Origin of the sequence: Catenuloplanes indicus (assembly GCF_030813715.1) — a bacterium.
GTDB classification, from domain to species: Bacteria; Actinomycetota; Actinomycetes; order Mycobacteriales; family Micromonosporaceae; genus Catenuloplanes; species Catenuloplanes indicus.
The window spans coordinates 7,631,187-7,645,898 of the sequence record NZ_JAUSUZ010000001.1 but is presented as its reverse complement, the minus strand read 5'-3'; the positions used below and the strand labels follow the sequence as shown (position 1 = coordinate 7,645,898).

Sequence of the window (14,712 nt, the reverse complement as noted above, 5' to 3'; positions counted from 1 at the left end):
AGCACACCATGCCGACGCCCACGAGGAACTCCGCATCGACCCCGGTTCTCGCCACGGTCATCGCCCGCGCCCAGGCCAAGGCGGCCGCCGAGCGGTCCGGCTCCGCGCCGGTCGAGGCCACCCATCCCGCCTCCATCCGGCGCTGACCCGCCCGCCGATGCCGTTCCGGACCTTCGTCCTGAAGGTCGCCAACCGGTGCAACATCGACTGTGACTACTGCTACGTGTTCAACGGCCCGGACCAGTCCTGGCGGACGCTGCCGGCCCGGATGAGCGTCGACGTGGCCGCCGCCGCCGCCCGCCGGATCGCGGAGCACGTGGCCGCGCATCGGCTGGACGCGGTCGACGTCGTACTCCACGGTGGCGAGCCGCTGCTGGCCGGTCCACGACACCTCGGTGCCGTGCTCCAGACGCTGGGCGACGGCATCGGCCCGGTCGCACGGTTCGCGGTGCAGACCAACGGCGTGCTGGTCGATTCCGCCTGGCTGGACCTGTTCGACCGGTTCGACGTCCGGGTCGGCGTGAGCCTGGACGGGCCGCCGGCCGCGAACGACCGGCACCGGGTCAGCCATCGAGGTCGATCGACCGCCGCCGCCGCCGTGCGCGGCGTACAGCGGCTGCGGGACCGGCCCGGCCGGCTCGCCGGCCTGCTCGCGGTGGTCGACCCGCGCAACGACCCGGCCGAGATTTACGGATACCTGGCGTCGTTCGGGCCGCCGACCATCGACTTCCACCTGCCGCACGCGACGCACGACGACCCACCGGCGCGTACCCGGCCGGACCAGCCGGAGTACGGCCGATGGCTCGCCGACGTGTACGACGAGTGGATCCGCGCCGACACCTACGCCCATGAGATCCGGATGTTCGAGGACGTGGTCGCGCTCAGCCTCGGCGCACGCGGGTCCGTCGAGACGCTCGGGCTCGCCCCGTCCGGTGTCGTCGTGGTGGAGTCGGACGGTTCCATCGAGGACGTCGACACGCTGAAAGCGAGCGCGGACGGCGTCACCGGGCTCGGGCTCGACGTGTTCCGCCACGGTTTCGACGACGCAGCGCGGCACCCGGCCATCCGGCGGCGGGCGGCCGGCACGGCGGAACTGGCCGCCGAGTGCCACCGCTGCCCGCTGCTGGCGGTCTGCGGGGGTGGGTATCTGCCGCACCGCTACAGCACCGCGCGGGGGTACCGCAACCCGTCGGTCTACTGCGCCGACCTGACGTACCTGATCCGGCACATCCAGGCGACACTGCCTGAGCACGTAGCATCCGAACCGGACCCGACATGAGGAGGAGGCTCACGGTGGCGGACATCGTCGTGCGTGACGCGGAGCCGGGCGACGCCGTGGTGGTCGCCGAGCTGATCGAGGAGATCGAGCGGTATTACGGGGCCGCGTCCGTGCAGCCGATCGAGGAGCGGGTGGCGCAGGTGCGGAGTGCGCTGTTCGGGGTGCCGCCGCTCGCCTGGCTACTGCTCGCGGTCGACGGCGAGGAGGTGGTCGGTCTCGCGGCGTACTCGTTCCTCTGGCCGGCGGCCGGCTCCACCCATTCGCTGTTCCTGAAGGAGCTCTACGTCCGTCCCTCCCGGCGCCGGCGGGGGGTGGGGGCGAGCCTGATGGGCCGGGTCAGGGACATCGCGGAGGCACGGCCGGGCTGTGGGCGGGTGGAGTGGCAGGCCGACCGGGACAATCCGGTGGCGCAGGCGTTCTACCGCGGTCTCGGCTTCGAGGAGTCGGCGGGGAAGATCAATTATCGGATCACCCTGGGGTCCTGATGCACTCGCCGTTCACTCACGTACGGAAGTGAATTGATCACTTGGGGTGAGGCATGCTGGGGCGGTGACGGCGAACACGGAGTCGGTGCTGCCCGAACTGCGGACGATGTGGTGGGAGACCGGGCTGCGGCGCCGGGCGGACGCGGGGCTGTTCGGGGTGTTCGCGGAGCTGCCGACGCTGGTGCGGAAGGCGATGGCGATCAGCTGGCGGGCGGACCGGCTGCGGACCTCGATCGTCGCGTCGGCCACGGTCGGCGGCGGGGTGATGGCCACGTTCGGGCTGCTGGCGACGCAGCGCGTGCTGGTCGAGTTGTTCGCCGGTGGGCCCACGCCGGACCGGGTGACGGCTGCGCTGCCCGCGCTCGGCGCGCTCGCGCTCGCCACCGCGATCCGGGCCGGGCTCGGCATCGCGACCGGGTACGCGCAGAACGGCCTCACGCCGCGGGTCAGCCGGGAGATCGAGCGTGGCCTCTTCGAGGTGACCACGGCGGTGCGGCTGGACGCGTTCGACCAGGACGCGTTCGCGGACGACATGGAGCGTGCGTCCCGCGGCACCGAGTCCGCGATCGGGCTGGTGCAGGGCGTGATGAACCTGCTGTCCGGCGTGGTGTCGATGCTGTCGGTCGCGGTCGCCGTGGTGCTGATCCACCCGCTGTTGCTGGCGGCGCTGCTGGTCGCGACCGTGCCGAACGCGTGGGGTTCGCTGCGGGCCGGGCATCAGCGCTACCGGACGTACATCGCCGGCTCGGTCCGCCGCAGGCGGCTCTGGATCCTGCACCGCCTGATGGCCGAGCGGGTCTCCGCGCACGAGCTGCGCTCCTACGGGCTGCGCCGGTTCCTGCTCGACCAGTACGACCGGGTGATGTCCGTGGAGACCGAGATCCAGCTCGCGCTGGCCCGGCGGGTGACCACGTCGACCAGCGTGGGCGCGGCGATCGGCGGCGTCGCGACCGGCGCGGTGTACGTGCTGCTCGGCGCGCTGCTGCTGCGCGGGCACATCCCGCTCTCCGCGGCCGCCACCTGCGTGATCGCGGTGCAGGCCGCACAGCGCGCGCTGACCACGATGACGTTCCAGATCGACCGGGTCTACACCGAGGGCCAGCACTTCGGCGACTACACCGGCTTCATGACGCGGGCGGCCGCGCACCTGCCGGACGCGCCGGACCGGGCGGCCCCGGGCCCGCTGCGCACGCTCGACGTACGCGGTGTGACATTGTGTTATCCGGAGCGGGACGCACCGGCCGTGGACGACGTGACGCTCACCGTGCACGCCGGGCAGACCGTCGCGTTCGTCGGCGAGAACGGCTCCGGCAAGTCCACGCTGGCTGCGATGATCGCGGCGCTGCGCGAGCCGACCTCCGGCACGATCTCCTGGAACGGCCGGCCGCTCCCGGACTGGGACGCCACCGCGCTGCGCGCCCGGATCGCGGTGGTCACGCAGGAGTACCACAAGTGGCCGTTCACCGCGGCCACGAACATCGCGGTCGGCGACCCGGAGGCTGAGCCGTCCCGGCCGCGCATCGAGTCCGCCGCCCGCCGCGCCGCGGCCCACGAGATGATCGCCGACCTGCCGCACGGCTACGAGACGCTGCTCGACCGCACGTTCGCCAACGGGCAGGACCTCTCCGGCGGCCAGTGGCAGCGGATCACCGCCGCCCGGGGCTTCCTCCGCGACGCGGAGCTGCTCATCATGGACGAGCCGTCGTCCGCGCTCGACCCGCGCGCCGAGGACGCGCTGTTCCAGGCGATCCGCGACCGCCAGGGCCATGCCACCACCATCCTGATCACGCACCGGCTCGCCAACGTCCGGCACGCCGACCGCATCTTCGTGCTGGACAACGGCCGGCTCGTCGAGTCCGGCACACACGACGACCTGATGCGCCTCGACGGCCGCTACGCCGACCTCTTCACCCTCCAGGCCGCCGGTTACGCGGCCTGACGGGCCCGCCGCGACCGGTGAGTCAGCGGACGTCGACGAAGATGGGGTTGGTGTAGAGCCAGGTGTCGATCCAGGGGTCGCCGTTGCCGGGGGTGTGGGCGGCCGGTCCGTGCGGGTCGACGGAGCGGCCGGGCATAGTCGATCCGGCTGGCAGGGCGCGACCGTGTGCTCTGGACCAGTGAGGGCGCCGCGTCGGCCGGTCTCGCGCCGACGATCCGGGAGGCGTCCGCGGACGGCGCGTTCCGCCGCGACTACCGGCTGCCGGACGCGTACCGGCCGGCCGACGGCCGGGGTGTGCGGAACAACCTGGCGTTCGAGTCGCTGACCCGGTCCGCGGACGGCCGCTCGATCGTCGCCGCGACCGAGGCCGCACTGGCCCAGGACGGCCCGATCGCCACGCTGGACGCGGGCACCGGCGCGCGCGTGCTGGTGCTGGACCGGTCGTCCGGCCGCACCCGCGCGGAGTACGTCTACCGCACCGACCCGATCACGGCCGCGCCCACCGACCCGGCGAACCCGTACGCGGACCGCGGCCTGACCGAGCTGCTCGCGCTGAACGACACCGATTTCCTGGCGGTCGAGCGGAGCTTCGCCGGCGGCGTCGGCTTTACGATCCAGGTGTTCTGGACCACCACCCGCGGCGCCACGAACGCGGCCGTGCGGGACGCGCTGACCGGCCGGGAGCGGGTGATGCCGACGCGGCTGCTGCTGGACCTGACCGCGGCCGGCACGCAGGTCGACAACGTCGAGGGCATCACCTGGGGCCCGCGCCTGCCGAACGGCGACCGTTCGCTGGTGCTGGCCGCGGACGACAACTTCACCGGCTTCACCCAGTTCCACCTGCTGCGGGTCCGGGGCCGCTGACCGGGTACGGGATGCCGGCGCCCGCGCGGCGGTGCCGGCATCCCGCGGCGGGTCACGTGGCGAGCGGGTGAACCTTGGCGACGCCCTTGTCCTTCTCCGCGCAGGCCTGCTGCGGTGAGCTGACGAAGATGGCCGCGGTCTCGTCCGGCGGGTAGATCCGGAAGCCGCGCGTCTCGGTCGCCTTGCACTTGGCCGCGCCCGGGTCGGGCAGCAGCAGGTCGCTGCGGGCCGAGTCGCCCGGCTTCAGTGTGATCTTCTTCGGGTCGCCCTCGCGCGCGAACTCCGCGCCGACCTGGTCGCCCTCGTCGCCGGTCACGAACGACACGCCGGGATAGCCCTCGAGCGTGCACGCCTGCGCGGACACGTTCGTGAACGTCAGGGTCTCGCCGTGGTGGCCGGCCGCGCCGCCGCCCGGTGTCTCGTTGATCGTCACGGTCAGGTCCGGGGTGTGGCACCGGCCCGGCTCGGACGGATTCGGTGCCGCGGTGGCGGCCGACACCTCCGGCGCCGCCGCGGCCGGCTCCGATCCGGCCGCCGCGGCCTCTCCGCCACCGGCACCGCACCCGGACAGCGGCAACGCCAGTGCCACCGCGGAGACCACCGCCACGCGTACCCGCAAGGTCCTCATGGTCTGTGTGTCCCCGCGGGCGAAGCTCGCAAAACCGATGAACAGAACCGTTACCGAACCATCCGGGGGTACGGTGGCGCGGCCGTCACGCCTTCTGGATGTCGCGGATCGCGAGCGCGGCGCCGAGCGCGGCGACCGTGGAGGCCCAGCCCTTGTCCTCGATCGAGTCCTCCAGTCCGGCCCGGTCGCGGGCCTGGCCGAGCGACTCGACGGTGAGCACGCCCTGCCCGACCGGGGTCCGGGCGTCCAGCGCGACCCGGGTCAGGCCGCTGGTGACCGAGTCGCAGACGTACTCGTAGTGGGAGGTCTCGCCGCGGATGACGACGCCGAGCGCGACCACCGCGTCGCAGACCTCGGCGAGTGCCTGCGCGACCACCGGGATCTCGACCGAGCCGGCGACCCGGGAGACGATGACGTCGGCCACGCCGCACGCCTGCGCCGCCGCCTCGGCCCGGGTGACCATGTGGTCGACCAGCTCGTGGTGCCAGCGCGAGGCGACGATGCCGAGCTTCAGGCCACCCGCCTCGACCGTGCTCAGCTGCGGGTCTCCGAATCCAGCCATGTGTACGTTCTCCTCAGTCTCAGGCGAGTCCGTTGAGGACCTGCTCGTCCGCCTCGTCGTAGGTGTGGCCCATCCGGTCGCGCTTGGTGCGCAGGTAGCGGACGTTCTCCGGGTGCGGGCGGACCGGCAGGCCCTCGCGCCCGATGATCTGCAGGCCGTACCCCTCCAGCCCGGCCCGCTTCGCCGGGTTGTTGGTCAGCAGCGTCATGGTGCGCACGCCCAGGTCGTAGAGGATCTGCGCGCCGGTGCCGTAGTCCCGGGCGTCCGCCGGCAGACCGAGCTCCAGGTTCGCGTCGACCGTGTCCAGTCCCCGATCCTGCAGCTGGTACGCCTGGAGCTTGTGCAGCAGCCCGATACCCCGGCCCTCGTGGCCGCGCACGTAGAGCACCACGCCGCGGCCCTCCTTCGCGACCCGGGCGAACGACGCGTCCAGCTGCGGGCCGCAGTCGCAGCGCTGCGAGCCGAACACGTCGCCGGTCAGGCACTCGGAGTGCACCCGGACCAGCACGTCCTGCCCGTCGCCGATCTCGCCGTAGACCATCGCCACGTGTTCCGCGCTGTCGAACGCGACCCGGTAGCCGAACGCCCGGAACACGCCGTGCGGCGTCGGGATCCGTGCCTCCGCGACCCGCTCGACCTGCTTCTCGTGCCGCCGCCGGTACGCGATCAGCTCGGCGATGCTGATCAGCACCAGCCCGTGCTCGGTCGCGAACGCCTCCAGCTCCGGCAGACGCATCATGGTGCCGTCGTCGTTGACCATCTCGCAGAGCACCCCGGCCGGGCGCAGACCGGCCAGCTCGGCCAGGTCGATCGCGGCCTCGGTGTGGCCGGGCCGGCGCAGCACGCCACCGGGACGCGCGCGCAGCGGCACCACGTGACCGGGCCGGGACAGGTCGGTCGGGCTGGTCGACGGGCTGGCCAGCAACCGCAGCGTGTGCGCGCGGTCCGCGGCCGAGATGCCGGTGGTGACGCCCTCGCGGGCGTCCACCGTCACGGTGTACGCGGTGCCCCGCCGGTCCTGGTTGGTGTGGTACATCGGGGGGAGTTCCAGCCGGTCCGCGTCCGCCTCGGTGAGCGGCGCGCAGATGTAGCCGGACGTCCAGCGGCGCATGAACGCGACCAGTTCCGGCGTCGCCTTCTCCGCCGCGAAGATCAGGTCGCCCTCGTTCTCCCGGTCCTCGTCGTCCACCACGATGACCGGGCGGCCCTCGGCGATCGCCGCCACCGCCGCCTCCACCGTGCCAAAGCCACTGGTCATCGCGGATCCCTCAGCATCTTCTCGACATATTTTGCGATCACGTCGACCTCCAGGTTCACGGGATCGCCGATCTGCTTGTGCCCGAGTGTGGTCAACTTCAGCGTGGTGGGGATCAGTCCGACCGAGAACGACGTCCCGGTCACGCCGGTCACGGTGAGCGAGACACCGTCGATGGTGATCGAGCCCTTCTCCACGACGTACCGCCCGAGTTCCGCCGGGAGGCTGAACGTGACCGTCTCCCACTGCGCGGCCGGTTCCCGGTTCTCGATCCGGCCGACGCCGTCGACGTGCCCCTGCACCAGGTGACCGCCGAGCCGGCTGCCGAGCTGCGCGGCGCGTTCCAGGTTGACCGGGTGGCCCTTGACCAGGCTGCCCAGGCTGGAGCGGCGCAGCGTCTCGCCCATCACGTCCGCGGTGAAGACGCCGTCGCCGAACTCGACCACGGTGAGACAGACGCCGTTGACCGAGATGGAGTCGCCGTGCCTCGCGTCCTCGCTGACCAGCGGCCCGCGTACGGTCAACAGGGCGGAGTCCTCGCCGGTCGGGACCAGGTCGACGACCTCGCCGAGTTCTTCCACGATGCCGGTGAACATCGTCAGTCTTCCCCCTTCTCCTTGGTGGACCCGCCACGGATCGGCACGCCGCGCATGATGTCCGAGCTGGCGCGCTCCTCCGCCGAGATGTCGGCCTTCTTCGGTACCTGCGGCGTCAGCCGGGCGGTGAGGCTCGGCTCCGACGGGCGGGCCGGGTACCGCGGCACCGCCGTGTACCGGATGTCCGGCCCGACCAGCGTGATCTCGGTGAACTCCAGGTCGATCGGCTCACGCAGGATGCCGACGCCGACGCCGTTGCTCAGTTCCTTGCCGGACAGCGACGGGCGGCCCGCGCCGAGCAGCTTCGGCGCCATGTAGCCGATCACCCGGTCGACCAGCCCGGCGGAGAGGAAACCGGCGGCCAGCGTCGGGCCGCCCTCCAGCAGCGCCGCACGCACCCCGCGCCGGTACAGGCCGCGCAGCAGCGCGCGCAGGTCGACCAGCCCGTCCGGCCCGGTGCCGACCTCGGCCGCGGTCGCGATCCAGGTGTCGGCCAGCCCGTCGCGGACGCGTGCGTCGTCCGGGGTCTCGCCGTCGCCGTCCACCACCACGCGCAGCGACTGGCGGATCGCCAGGCTGCCGTCGCGGACGTTGCGGACGGTCAGCCGCGGGTTGTCGGCCAGCACGGTGCCGACGCCGATGATGATCGCGTCGGCCTCGCCGCGGAGCTGGTGCACGTCTATCCGCGCGGCCTCCGACGTGATCCACTCGGAGGAGTTGTCCACCGCGGCGGTCCGGCCGTCCAGCGTGGAGGCGACCCGCCAGGTCACGTACGGCCAGCCCCGGCGCACCGCGGTCAGCCAGGCCACGTTCCCAGCCGCGGCCTCCTCCTCCCGTACCCCCTGCTCGACCTCGATCCCCGCGTCGCGCAGCGTGGCGGCACCGTGGCCGGCCAGCGGATTCGGATCGGAGACCGCGATCACCACGCGGCGGATGCCGGCCTGGATGAGCGCGCGGGTGCACGGCCCGGTCCGCCCCACGCTGTCGCAGGACTCCAGCGTCACCACGGCCGTGCCGTTCTTGGCCCGCTCACCCGCGTGCGCCAGCGCCACGATCTCCGCGTGCGGACCACCGGCGTACGCGTGGAAGCCCTCGCCGACCACCCGCTCCTGCGCGTCCAGGATGACGCAGCCCATCACCGGGTTGGGGCTGGTGGTCCCGAGACCGAACGCGGCGAGCGCGATCGCATGCCGCATCGCCTCGTCCTCGGCCCGGCTAGCCATGCGGCCTCTCCCCTCGCTCGCGGTCATGTCACGCGCAGCAAGAGGACATTCACGGGGACGGGAGGGTACGGCAAGCCGCACCCCACGACGCGGCCCCTGGTCAGGGCAGCATCGATCGTCCGCGCGCTGTCTCCCATCCGGACTGTCTGACCGCCGCCGTTGCGGGCGTGGTCAACCGTCGGCCCCGGAATCGCACCAGGTCCACCGGCCGCGCATCGTGCACACGTCCGGGTCGCGGGCTGACCGCTCCGGGTGGAGCGGATCACCGCCGGTTCGGAATTTCACCGAGTCCCGCCAGCGCGTGGTGGGCTACCCCTGAGTCTGACACGTTCCCGCGCGAACGTCTGCCACCGGGGGATCGACGTCACAGCCGCCACGCGCCTCCCTGCCGCCGGAACACACCGCCGACCGCCAGCTCCGGCCCACCGCGCGATCACCACCAGCGGCGCATCCGGCCACCGCTCGGCGCCCATGGCGCCTGGGCCTGGGCCCGGGTGCGGTGACACCCCCCTGCCCCGCTGCGGTGCGGTCCGTGCCGTGGAGCGGCTGCTGCTGTCACCGCTTCCCACGGTCATCCGCCGCACGGCGGGCACAGGGTCACACGGCGGCGTCTCCGGCACGGTGGGCGAGGGGTTCCGCGTGGGGACCTGCCGCACGGCGGGCGGATGGTCGCGCGGAAGCGCCGCTGGCGCAGAGGCCGAACCGTCACGCGACGGCCCCGGCCGCGTGGCCGACGAACCGCCACCCAGCGGCACCGGCCGCACGTCGGACGAACCGCCACTCCGCGGCACCGGGCGCGCAGCAGGCGAACGATCACACGACGACACCGGCCGCAGGTCGGACGAACCGCTGCTTGGCGGCACCGGCCGCGTGGCTGACGAACCGCCACTCGGCGGCGCCGAGCGGACATCGGACGAACCGTCGCGCGACGGCACCGGCCGCACGTCGGACGAACCGCCACTCGGCGGCGCCGGGCGCGCAGTAGGCCGGTCACGGTCAGAGCTAGGCCCACGGCGCACGCCGTCGACGGCCGCCACGGCATCGACATAGGAGTAGCCACACTCGCGGCGCAACCGCGCTATATGACCCCGGCGCTTTCCCCAGAAACGACGCCGCTCATGTTTACGGCGAAACTCGTCCCGCGCGGCAGAATAGTTCCGCGACGCGGTCCGATCCCGCATCACCGCCAATTCCGACGATGTGAACAGCTGCATCTGACGCATAGGTAGAGCTTTTCACAGAACATCGATCAATGCCGCCCCGAATACGACTCCCGGCCTACATGCGATCGTGCACCATCCGCAATACGAGACCTTCCCGCCTCGGTTAAAGACCACCTCCGGAATGGCAACCGTGTCGCTTTTCGCTTTCGTGCGCCAGCACAAAACCGGCGCTGCCGGGATGCACCGTCTGCCGTCGACCACCCTTGGGGTGCAGATCTTCGGCAGGGCCGCCACACACGACGACACCGCAGCCAAGGCACGGACGGCGCGCAGCGACGACCCTGCCGACCCAGACCAAAGCTGGCGGCCCTGCCGAAGATCTGCTCGGCTTCGCCTGGGCGACGGCAGACGGAGCATCCCGGCCCACAGACGCAACCCACACCACCCACGAAAAAACAGCCGGCCCCACGGACCCCGCGCTGGCTGGAAGCCCCGCCATGCACCGGAGTCCCGAGACCCGCCGGAGGCACCGCCCTACAACGCAACCCCCACGCCACCGCACCCACAGACGCAACCAATATGACGAAATATCGGGCGCGCAGCGCCCGATTAACACCCGCCACCAGCAGCGATCCCCACCACGGAACAGGAACCGCGCAGCAGCAGCGCACCGCGGAACGGAAGCCGCCCGCAGAGCAGCCGCGCACCGCAGAGCGGGAGCCCACCGCGGAACAGGAGCCCACCACAGAACAGCAGCGCACCGCAGAGCGGGAGCCCACCACAGAACAGCAGCGAACCGAAGAACAGGAGCCCCACCGCGGAACAGGAGCGCACCGCGCGACAGCAGCCGCACAAGCAGCACACCGCGAAACAGGAGGTGCACAGCAAAACGGGACGCCCGCTACAACACCTCGCCCACCAGACGCCGGCCGCTACGCGCCCTGGACGTTCCCCCGTTTATCGATCGCCACATAAGACCCCGGCTGGTTCTTCGCCGTCTTCTTCATGTCCGACGCGATCGCCATCACGATCCGAGGGTCGTCGAAGCGCCGCCCCTCCCCCGTCGTCGCGACGCCGATCGACAGCGTCACCAGCGCCGCACGCTGCTTACCGCCCCGCCGGTCCGGGACCTCGATATACCCCCGCCGCGCATGCTCCGGATCATAAAGCTCATCCGCCGCCCGCTCGAAATCGACAACCATCGCCTGAGTGAGCGGCCGAATCTGTTCCGGATGGCAGATAAAAATGAAGTCGTCCCCACCGATATGACCGAGAAAAACCGGCGGCAACCCTACCTGGACCACCGCACGATGCAAACTGCGCGCCAACGCCTGAATGAACGCATCACCACGGTCGAAGCCATACACGTCATTGACCGCCTTGAAGCGGTCAATATCAATATAGCCGACCGCATAATCCACGCCACTACGCATCCGGTCGCTGATCTCCCGTTTCACGCGGGAATTACCCGGCAACCCGGTCAGCGGCGAGACCTCGCGTGACTCCTGGTTCCGGTTCAGCGTGTTGCGGACCCGGGCCACCAGCTCGGACGTGTCGAACGGCTTGACCATGTAGTCGTCGGCGCCGGCCTTGAGACCGTTCACCTTGTCGATGGTCATGCTCTTCGCCGTCAGCATGATGATCGGCAGCGTCGAGGTGATCGGGTTCGCCCGCAGCCGGCGGGTCAGTTCCAGGCCGTCGATCTCCGGCATCATCAGGTCGAGGACGGCCAGCGACGGCCGCTGTTTGTCGATCTCCTCCAGCGCCTGCTTGCCGTCGTTCGCCACGACCACGTCGAAGCCGTCGAGTTTCAGGTTGAGCGCCACGAAGTGCGCTATGTCCTTGTCGTCGTCGACCACGAGTATCAGGTCGCGGCCGGGCTCCGGCCCGAACTCGTCGCGTTCGCTGCTGCTCATGCTGAGCCCAGTGCCCGCAGCTTGCGGATGGCCTCGGCCGGGTCGGCGGCGCCGTAGATCGCGGTGCCGGCCACGAACGCGTCCGCACCGGCCTCGGCCGCGGCCTCGATGGTGTCGGCGGCGATGCCGCCGTCGACCTCGAGGCGGACCTCCAGGTGGCCGGCCTCGATCCGGCGCCGGACCGCGCGGACCTTGTCGAGGGTCTCCGGTAAGAACTTCTGGCCGCCGAAGCCCGCCTTGATCGTCATGACCAGCAGCGTGTCGAAATGCGGGAGCAGATCGAGGTACGGCGTGACGTCGGTGTCCCGGTCGATCGCCAGACCGGCCTTGGACCCGGCCGCGCGCAACGTCTTCGCCAGCGCGACCGGGTCGTCCGTGGCCTCGGCGTGGAAGGTCACGTTGTACGCCCCGGCCTCGGCGTAGCCGGGCGCCCAGCGCTCCGGGTCCTCGATCATGAGGTGCACGTCGAACGGGATCGGCGTGGCCTTGCGGAGGCTCTGCACGACCGGCAGCCCGATCGTCAGGTTCGGCACGAAGTGGTTGTCCATCACGTCGACGTGCAGCCAGTCAGCCTCCCCCTCGACCGCGCGCGCCGCATCGGCGAGGCGGGCGAAGTCGGCGGCCAGGATGCTCGGGGCGATGACGATCGACGGCGCGTCCACGGGACAAGTCTACCGATCGCCGGGCTTTTCGATCACCAGTGCCGCATAGGGTTGCGGCGAAGCCACGTACCGAGGGGAAATGATCTGTCATGGCACGCACGATCGCCACGAACACCCGGGTCGGCCGGGACGCGTTGCTCGACTTCGTCCGGCCGCGTCACCACGGCGTCCTGATGACCACGCGCATCGACGGCCGCCCGCAGGCGTCGCCGGTGACCATGGGCGTCGACACCGAGGGCCGGATCGTGATCTCCACCTATCCGGAGCGCGCGAAATCCAACAATGTCCGGAAGAACCCGCTGGTGTCGGTGTGCGTGCTGTCGGACGAGTTCAACGGCGCGTGGGTGCAGGTCGACGGTACGGCCGAGGTGCTGGACCTGCCGGACGCGCTGGAGCCGCTGGTCGACTACTTCCGCTGCATCTCCGGTGAGCACCCGGACTGGGACGAGTACCGCGCGGCCATGGTCGCCCAGGGCAAGTCGCTGATCCGGGTCACGATCGACGCCTGGGGCCCGATCGCGACCGGCGGCTTCCCGGCCCGGCTCGCCGGCAGCTGAGTCAGTCCGCGAACCACGCCGCGGCGCCGGCCGGCAGCATCCTGCCGGCGCCGATCGGCGCGCTGGTGAGCAACGGGGTCGCGCGCGGGTCGGCCTCCGCCGGTTCGGCACCCATGTTCACCACGCAGATCAGATCACCGGGGGTACGCCGGAAGCAGAGCACCGGATCGCCCGGCTCGGACAGCCACTCCAGGCCGCCCTCGCCCAGCCGCTCGCGACGGATCTCCAGCGCGGCCCGGTAGAGCGTGAGCATCGAGTCCGGGTCGGACTGCTGCGCCTCCACGGTGCACTCGGCCCAGGACGGCGGCTGCGGCAGCCACGGCGTACCGGTGGAACGATCCGGGGAGAAGCCGAACGGCGGCTCCGCACCGGACCACGGGATCGGCACCCGGCAGCCGTCCCGGCCGCGCTCGGCGCCGTTCGTCCGGATGAAGTTCGGGTCCTGGCGCAGCGCGTCCGGGATGTCGAGCACCTCCTCCAGGCCCAGCTCCTCGCCCTGATAGAGGTAGACGCCGCCGGGCAGCGCCAGCATCAGCAGCGCGGCCGCCCGCGCGCGGGCCTGACCGGTCGCGCCGCCGCCGTAGCGGGTCGCGTGCCGGACCACGTCGTGGTTGGAGAGCACCCAGGTCGCGGGCGCGCCGGCCGGTGCGAGACCGGCCAGCGTGTCGTCGATCGCGGTCCGGAACGCGGCCGCGTCCCACGGCGCGACCAGGAACGCGAAGTTGAACGCGGTGTGCAGTTCGTCCGGCGCGAGATACCGGCCGAGGCGGGCGAAGTCGAGCACCCACGCCTCCGCGACCATGGTCCGGTCGCCCGGGTACGCGTCCACGATCCGCCGCCAGCCACGCCAGATGTCGTGCACCTCGTCCCGGTCCCAGAACGGGTGCCCCGGCTGTGCGATGTGCACCGGCACGTCCGGGTCCAGCGTGTCCGGCAGTTCCGGGAGCGCCGGGTCCTTGCGCAGGCCGTGCGCGACGTCGATGCGGAACCCGTCCACGCCCCGGTCCAGCCAGAATCGCAGGACGTCCTCGAACTCCGCGACCACCTCCGGGTTCGTCCAGTCCAGGTCCGGCTGCGCGGCGTCGAACAGGTGCAGGTACCAGCTGCCGTCCTCGACCCGGGTCCAGGCCGGGCCGCCGAACACGGACCGCCACCCGTTCGGCGGCGCGTCGCCGCGGCCGGGCCGGAAGAGGTAGCGGGCGCGGGCGGCCCGGTCACCGGCGAGCGCGGCGCGGAACCAGGCGTGCGCCGACGAGGTGTGGTTCGGGACGATGTCCACGATGATCCGGAGGCCGGCCGCGTGCGTGCCGGCGATCAGCGCGTCCGCGTCCTGCAGCGTGCCGAACAGCGGGTCCACGTCGCGGTAGTCGGCGACGTCGTAGCCGGCGTCGGCCTGCGGGGACGGGTAGAACGGGTTCAGCCAGATCGCGTCCACGCCCAGCCCGGCCAGGTACGGCAGGCGGGAGAGCACGCCGGGCAGGTCACCGACGCCGTCGCCGTCGGAGTCCGTGAAGCTGCGCGGATACACCTGGTAGATCACCGCGTCGCGCCACCACGGGCCGCCCTCCGTCATCCGCCGATCA

14 protein-coding genes, 1 pseudogene and 1 riboswitch are annotated in these 14,712 nt (G+C 71.7%); of the genes and pseudogenes, 6 read left to right on the top strand and 9 right to left on the bottom strand.

The features are described from left to right. The first annotated feature begins 8 nt into the window (after positions 1–8). From J2S42_RS34040 to J2S42_RS34020, 5 genes are all read left to right on the top strand, one after another. The gene (locus tag J2S42_RS34040; RefSeq protein WP_307245886.1) at positions 9–146 is read left to right on the top strand and encodes a hypothetical protein; all 138 of its coding nucleotides are present in this window, start codon (positions 9–11) and stop codon (positions 144–146) included. A gap of 11 nt (positions 147–157) precedes the next feature. Beyond that, a complete protein-coding gene (locus J2S42_RS34035; RefSeq protein WP_307245884.1) occupies positions 158–1,279 on the top strand; it encodes an FxsB family cyclophane-forming radical SAM/SPASM peptide maturase in 1,122 nt (373 codons plus the stop codon). 14 nt (positions 1,280–1,293) lie between these two features. Beyond that, complete coding sequence (locus tag J2S42_RS34030) at positions 1,294–1,764, top strand: GNAT family N-acetyltransferase (protein ID WP_307245882.1); 471 nt, start codon at positions 1,294–1,296, stop codon at positions 1,762–1,764. Positions 1,765–1,870: 106 nt separating this feature from the next. Then, positions 1,871–3,703, top strand: a complete 1,833-nt coding sequence (locus tag J2S42_RS34025) for an ABC transporter ATP-binding protein (RefSeq protein WP_307249188.1) — start codon at positions 1,871–1,873, stop codon at positions 3,701–3,703. A gap of 141 nt (positions 3,704–3,844) precedes the next feature. After that, positions 3,845–4,567, top strand: coding sequence for an esterase-like activity of phytase family protein (locus tag J2S42_RS34020; protein ID WP_307249186.1), 723 nt, complete (start codon positions 3,845–3,847; stop codon positions 4,565–4,567). Between the two features lie 52 nt (positions 4,568–4,619). On the opposite strand, the gene J2S42_RS34015 is transcribed toward J2S42_RS34020, so the two are convergent. The 8 genes and pseudogenes from J2S42_RS34015 to rpe all read right to left on the bottom strand — a co-directional run bounded on the left by J2S42_RS34015 (position 4,620) and on the right by rpe (position 12,572). Continuing rightward, positions 4,620–5,186 carry a DUF4232 domain-containing protein gene (locus J2S42_RS34015; RefSeq protein ID WP_307245880.1) on the bottom strand — a complete coding sequence of 189 codons (567 nt, stop codon included), beginning with the start codon at positions 5,184–5,186 and terminating at the stop codon, positions 4,620–4,622. A 94-nt stretch (positions 5,187–5,280) separates the two neighbouring features. Beyond that, a complete protein-coding gene (gene ribH / locus J2S42_RS34010; RefSeq protein ID WP_307245878.1) occupies positions 5,281–5,757 on the bottom strand; it encodes a 6,7-dimethyl-8-ribityllumazine synthase in 477 nt (158 codons plus the stop codon). Between the two features lie 19 nt (positions 5,758–5,776). Beyond that, positions 5,777–7,015 carry a bifunctional 3,4-dihydroxy-2-butanone-4-phosphate synthase/GTP cyclohydrolase II gene (locus J2S42_RS34005; protein WP_307245877.1) on the bottom strand — a complete coding sequence of 413 codons (1,239 nt, stop codon included), beginning with the start codon at positions 7,013–7,015 and terminating at the stop codon, positions 5,777–5,779. After that, positions 7,012–7,608, bottom strand: coding sequence for a riboflavin synthase (locus J2S42_RS34000; RefSeq protein WP_307245875.1), 597 nt, complete (start codon positions 7,606–7,608; stop codon positions 7,012–7,014). The genes J2S42_RS34005 and J2S42_RS34000 overlap by 4 nt, the downstream gene beginning before the upstream one ends. 167 nt (positions 7,609–7,775) lie before the next feature. Continuing rightward, positions 7,776–8,831: pseudogene (ribD, locus tag J2S42_RS33995) on the bottom strand (bifunctional diaminohydroxyphosphoribosylaminopyrimidine deaminase/5-amino-6-(5-phosphoribosylamino)uracil reductase RibD); the annotation flags it as partial. 121 nt (positions 8,832–8,952) lie between these two features. Continuing rightward, positions 8,953–9,134, bottom strand: a riboswitch (FMN riboswitch). Positions 9,135–10,603: 1,469 nt separating this feature from the next. Further along, complete coding sequence (locus tag J2S42_RS33990; protein ID WP_307245873.1) at positions 10,604–10,810, bottom strand: hypothetical protein; 207 nt, start codon at positions 10,808–10,810, stop codon at positions 10,604–10,606. A 116-nt stretch (positions 10,811–10,926) separates the two neighbouring features. Continuing rightward, on the bottom strand, positions 10,927–11,910 hold the full coding sequence (locus tag J2S42_RS33985; RefSeq protein ID WP_307245871.1) for a GGDEF domain-containing response regulator: 984 nt from the start codon (positions 11,908–11,910) through the stop codon (positions 10,927–10,929). Beyond that, the gene (gene rpe / locus J2S42_RS33980) at positions 11,907–12,572 is read right to left on the bottom strand and encodes a ribulose-phosphate 3-epimerase (protein ID WP_307245869.1); all 666 of its coding nucleotides are present in this window, start codon (positions 12,570–12,572) and stop codon (positions 11,907–11,909) included. The genes J2S42_RS33985 and rpe overlap by 4 nt, the downstream gene beginning before the upstream one ends. A gap of 89 nt (positions 12,573–12,661) precedes the next feature. On the opposite strand from rpe, the gene J2S42_RS33975 reads away from it, so the two are divergent. After that, complete coding sequence (locus tag J2S42_RS33975; RefSeq protein ID WP_307245867.1) at positions 12,662–13,129, top strand: PPOX class F420-dependent oxidoreductase; 468 nt, start codon at positions 12,662–12,664, stop codon at positions 13,127–13,129. Position 13,130: 1 nt separating this feature from the next. Here the strand turns inward: J2S42_RS33975 and J2S42_RS33970 are convergent, their stop codons facing one another. Then, positions 13,131–14,702, bottom strand: a complete 1,572-nt coding sequence (locus J2S42_RS33970; protein WP_307245865.1) for a glycoside hydrolase family 13 protein — start codon at positions 14,700–14,702, stop codon at positions 13,131–13,133. Between the last annotated feature and the right edge of the window lie 10 nt (positions 14,703–14,712).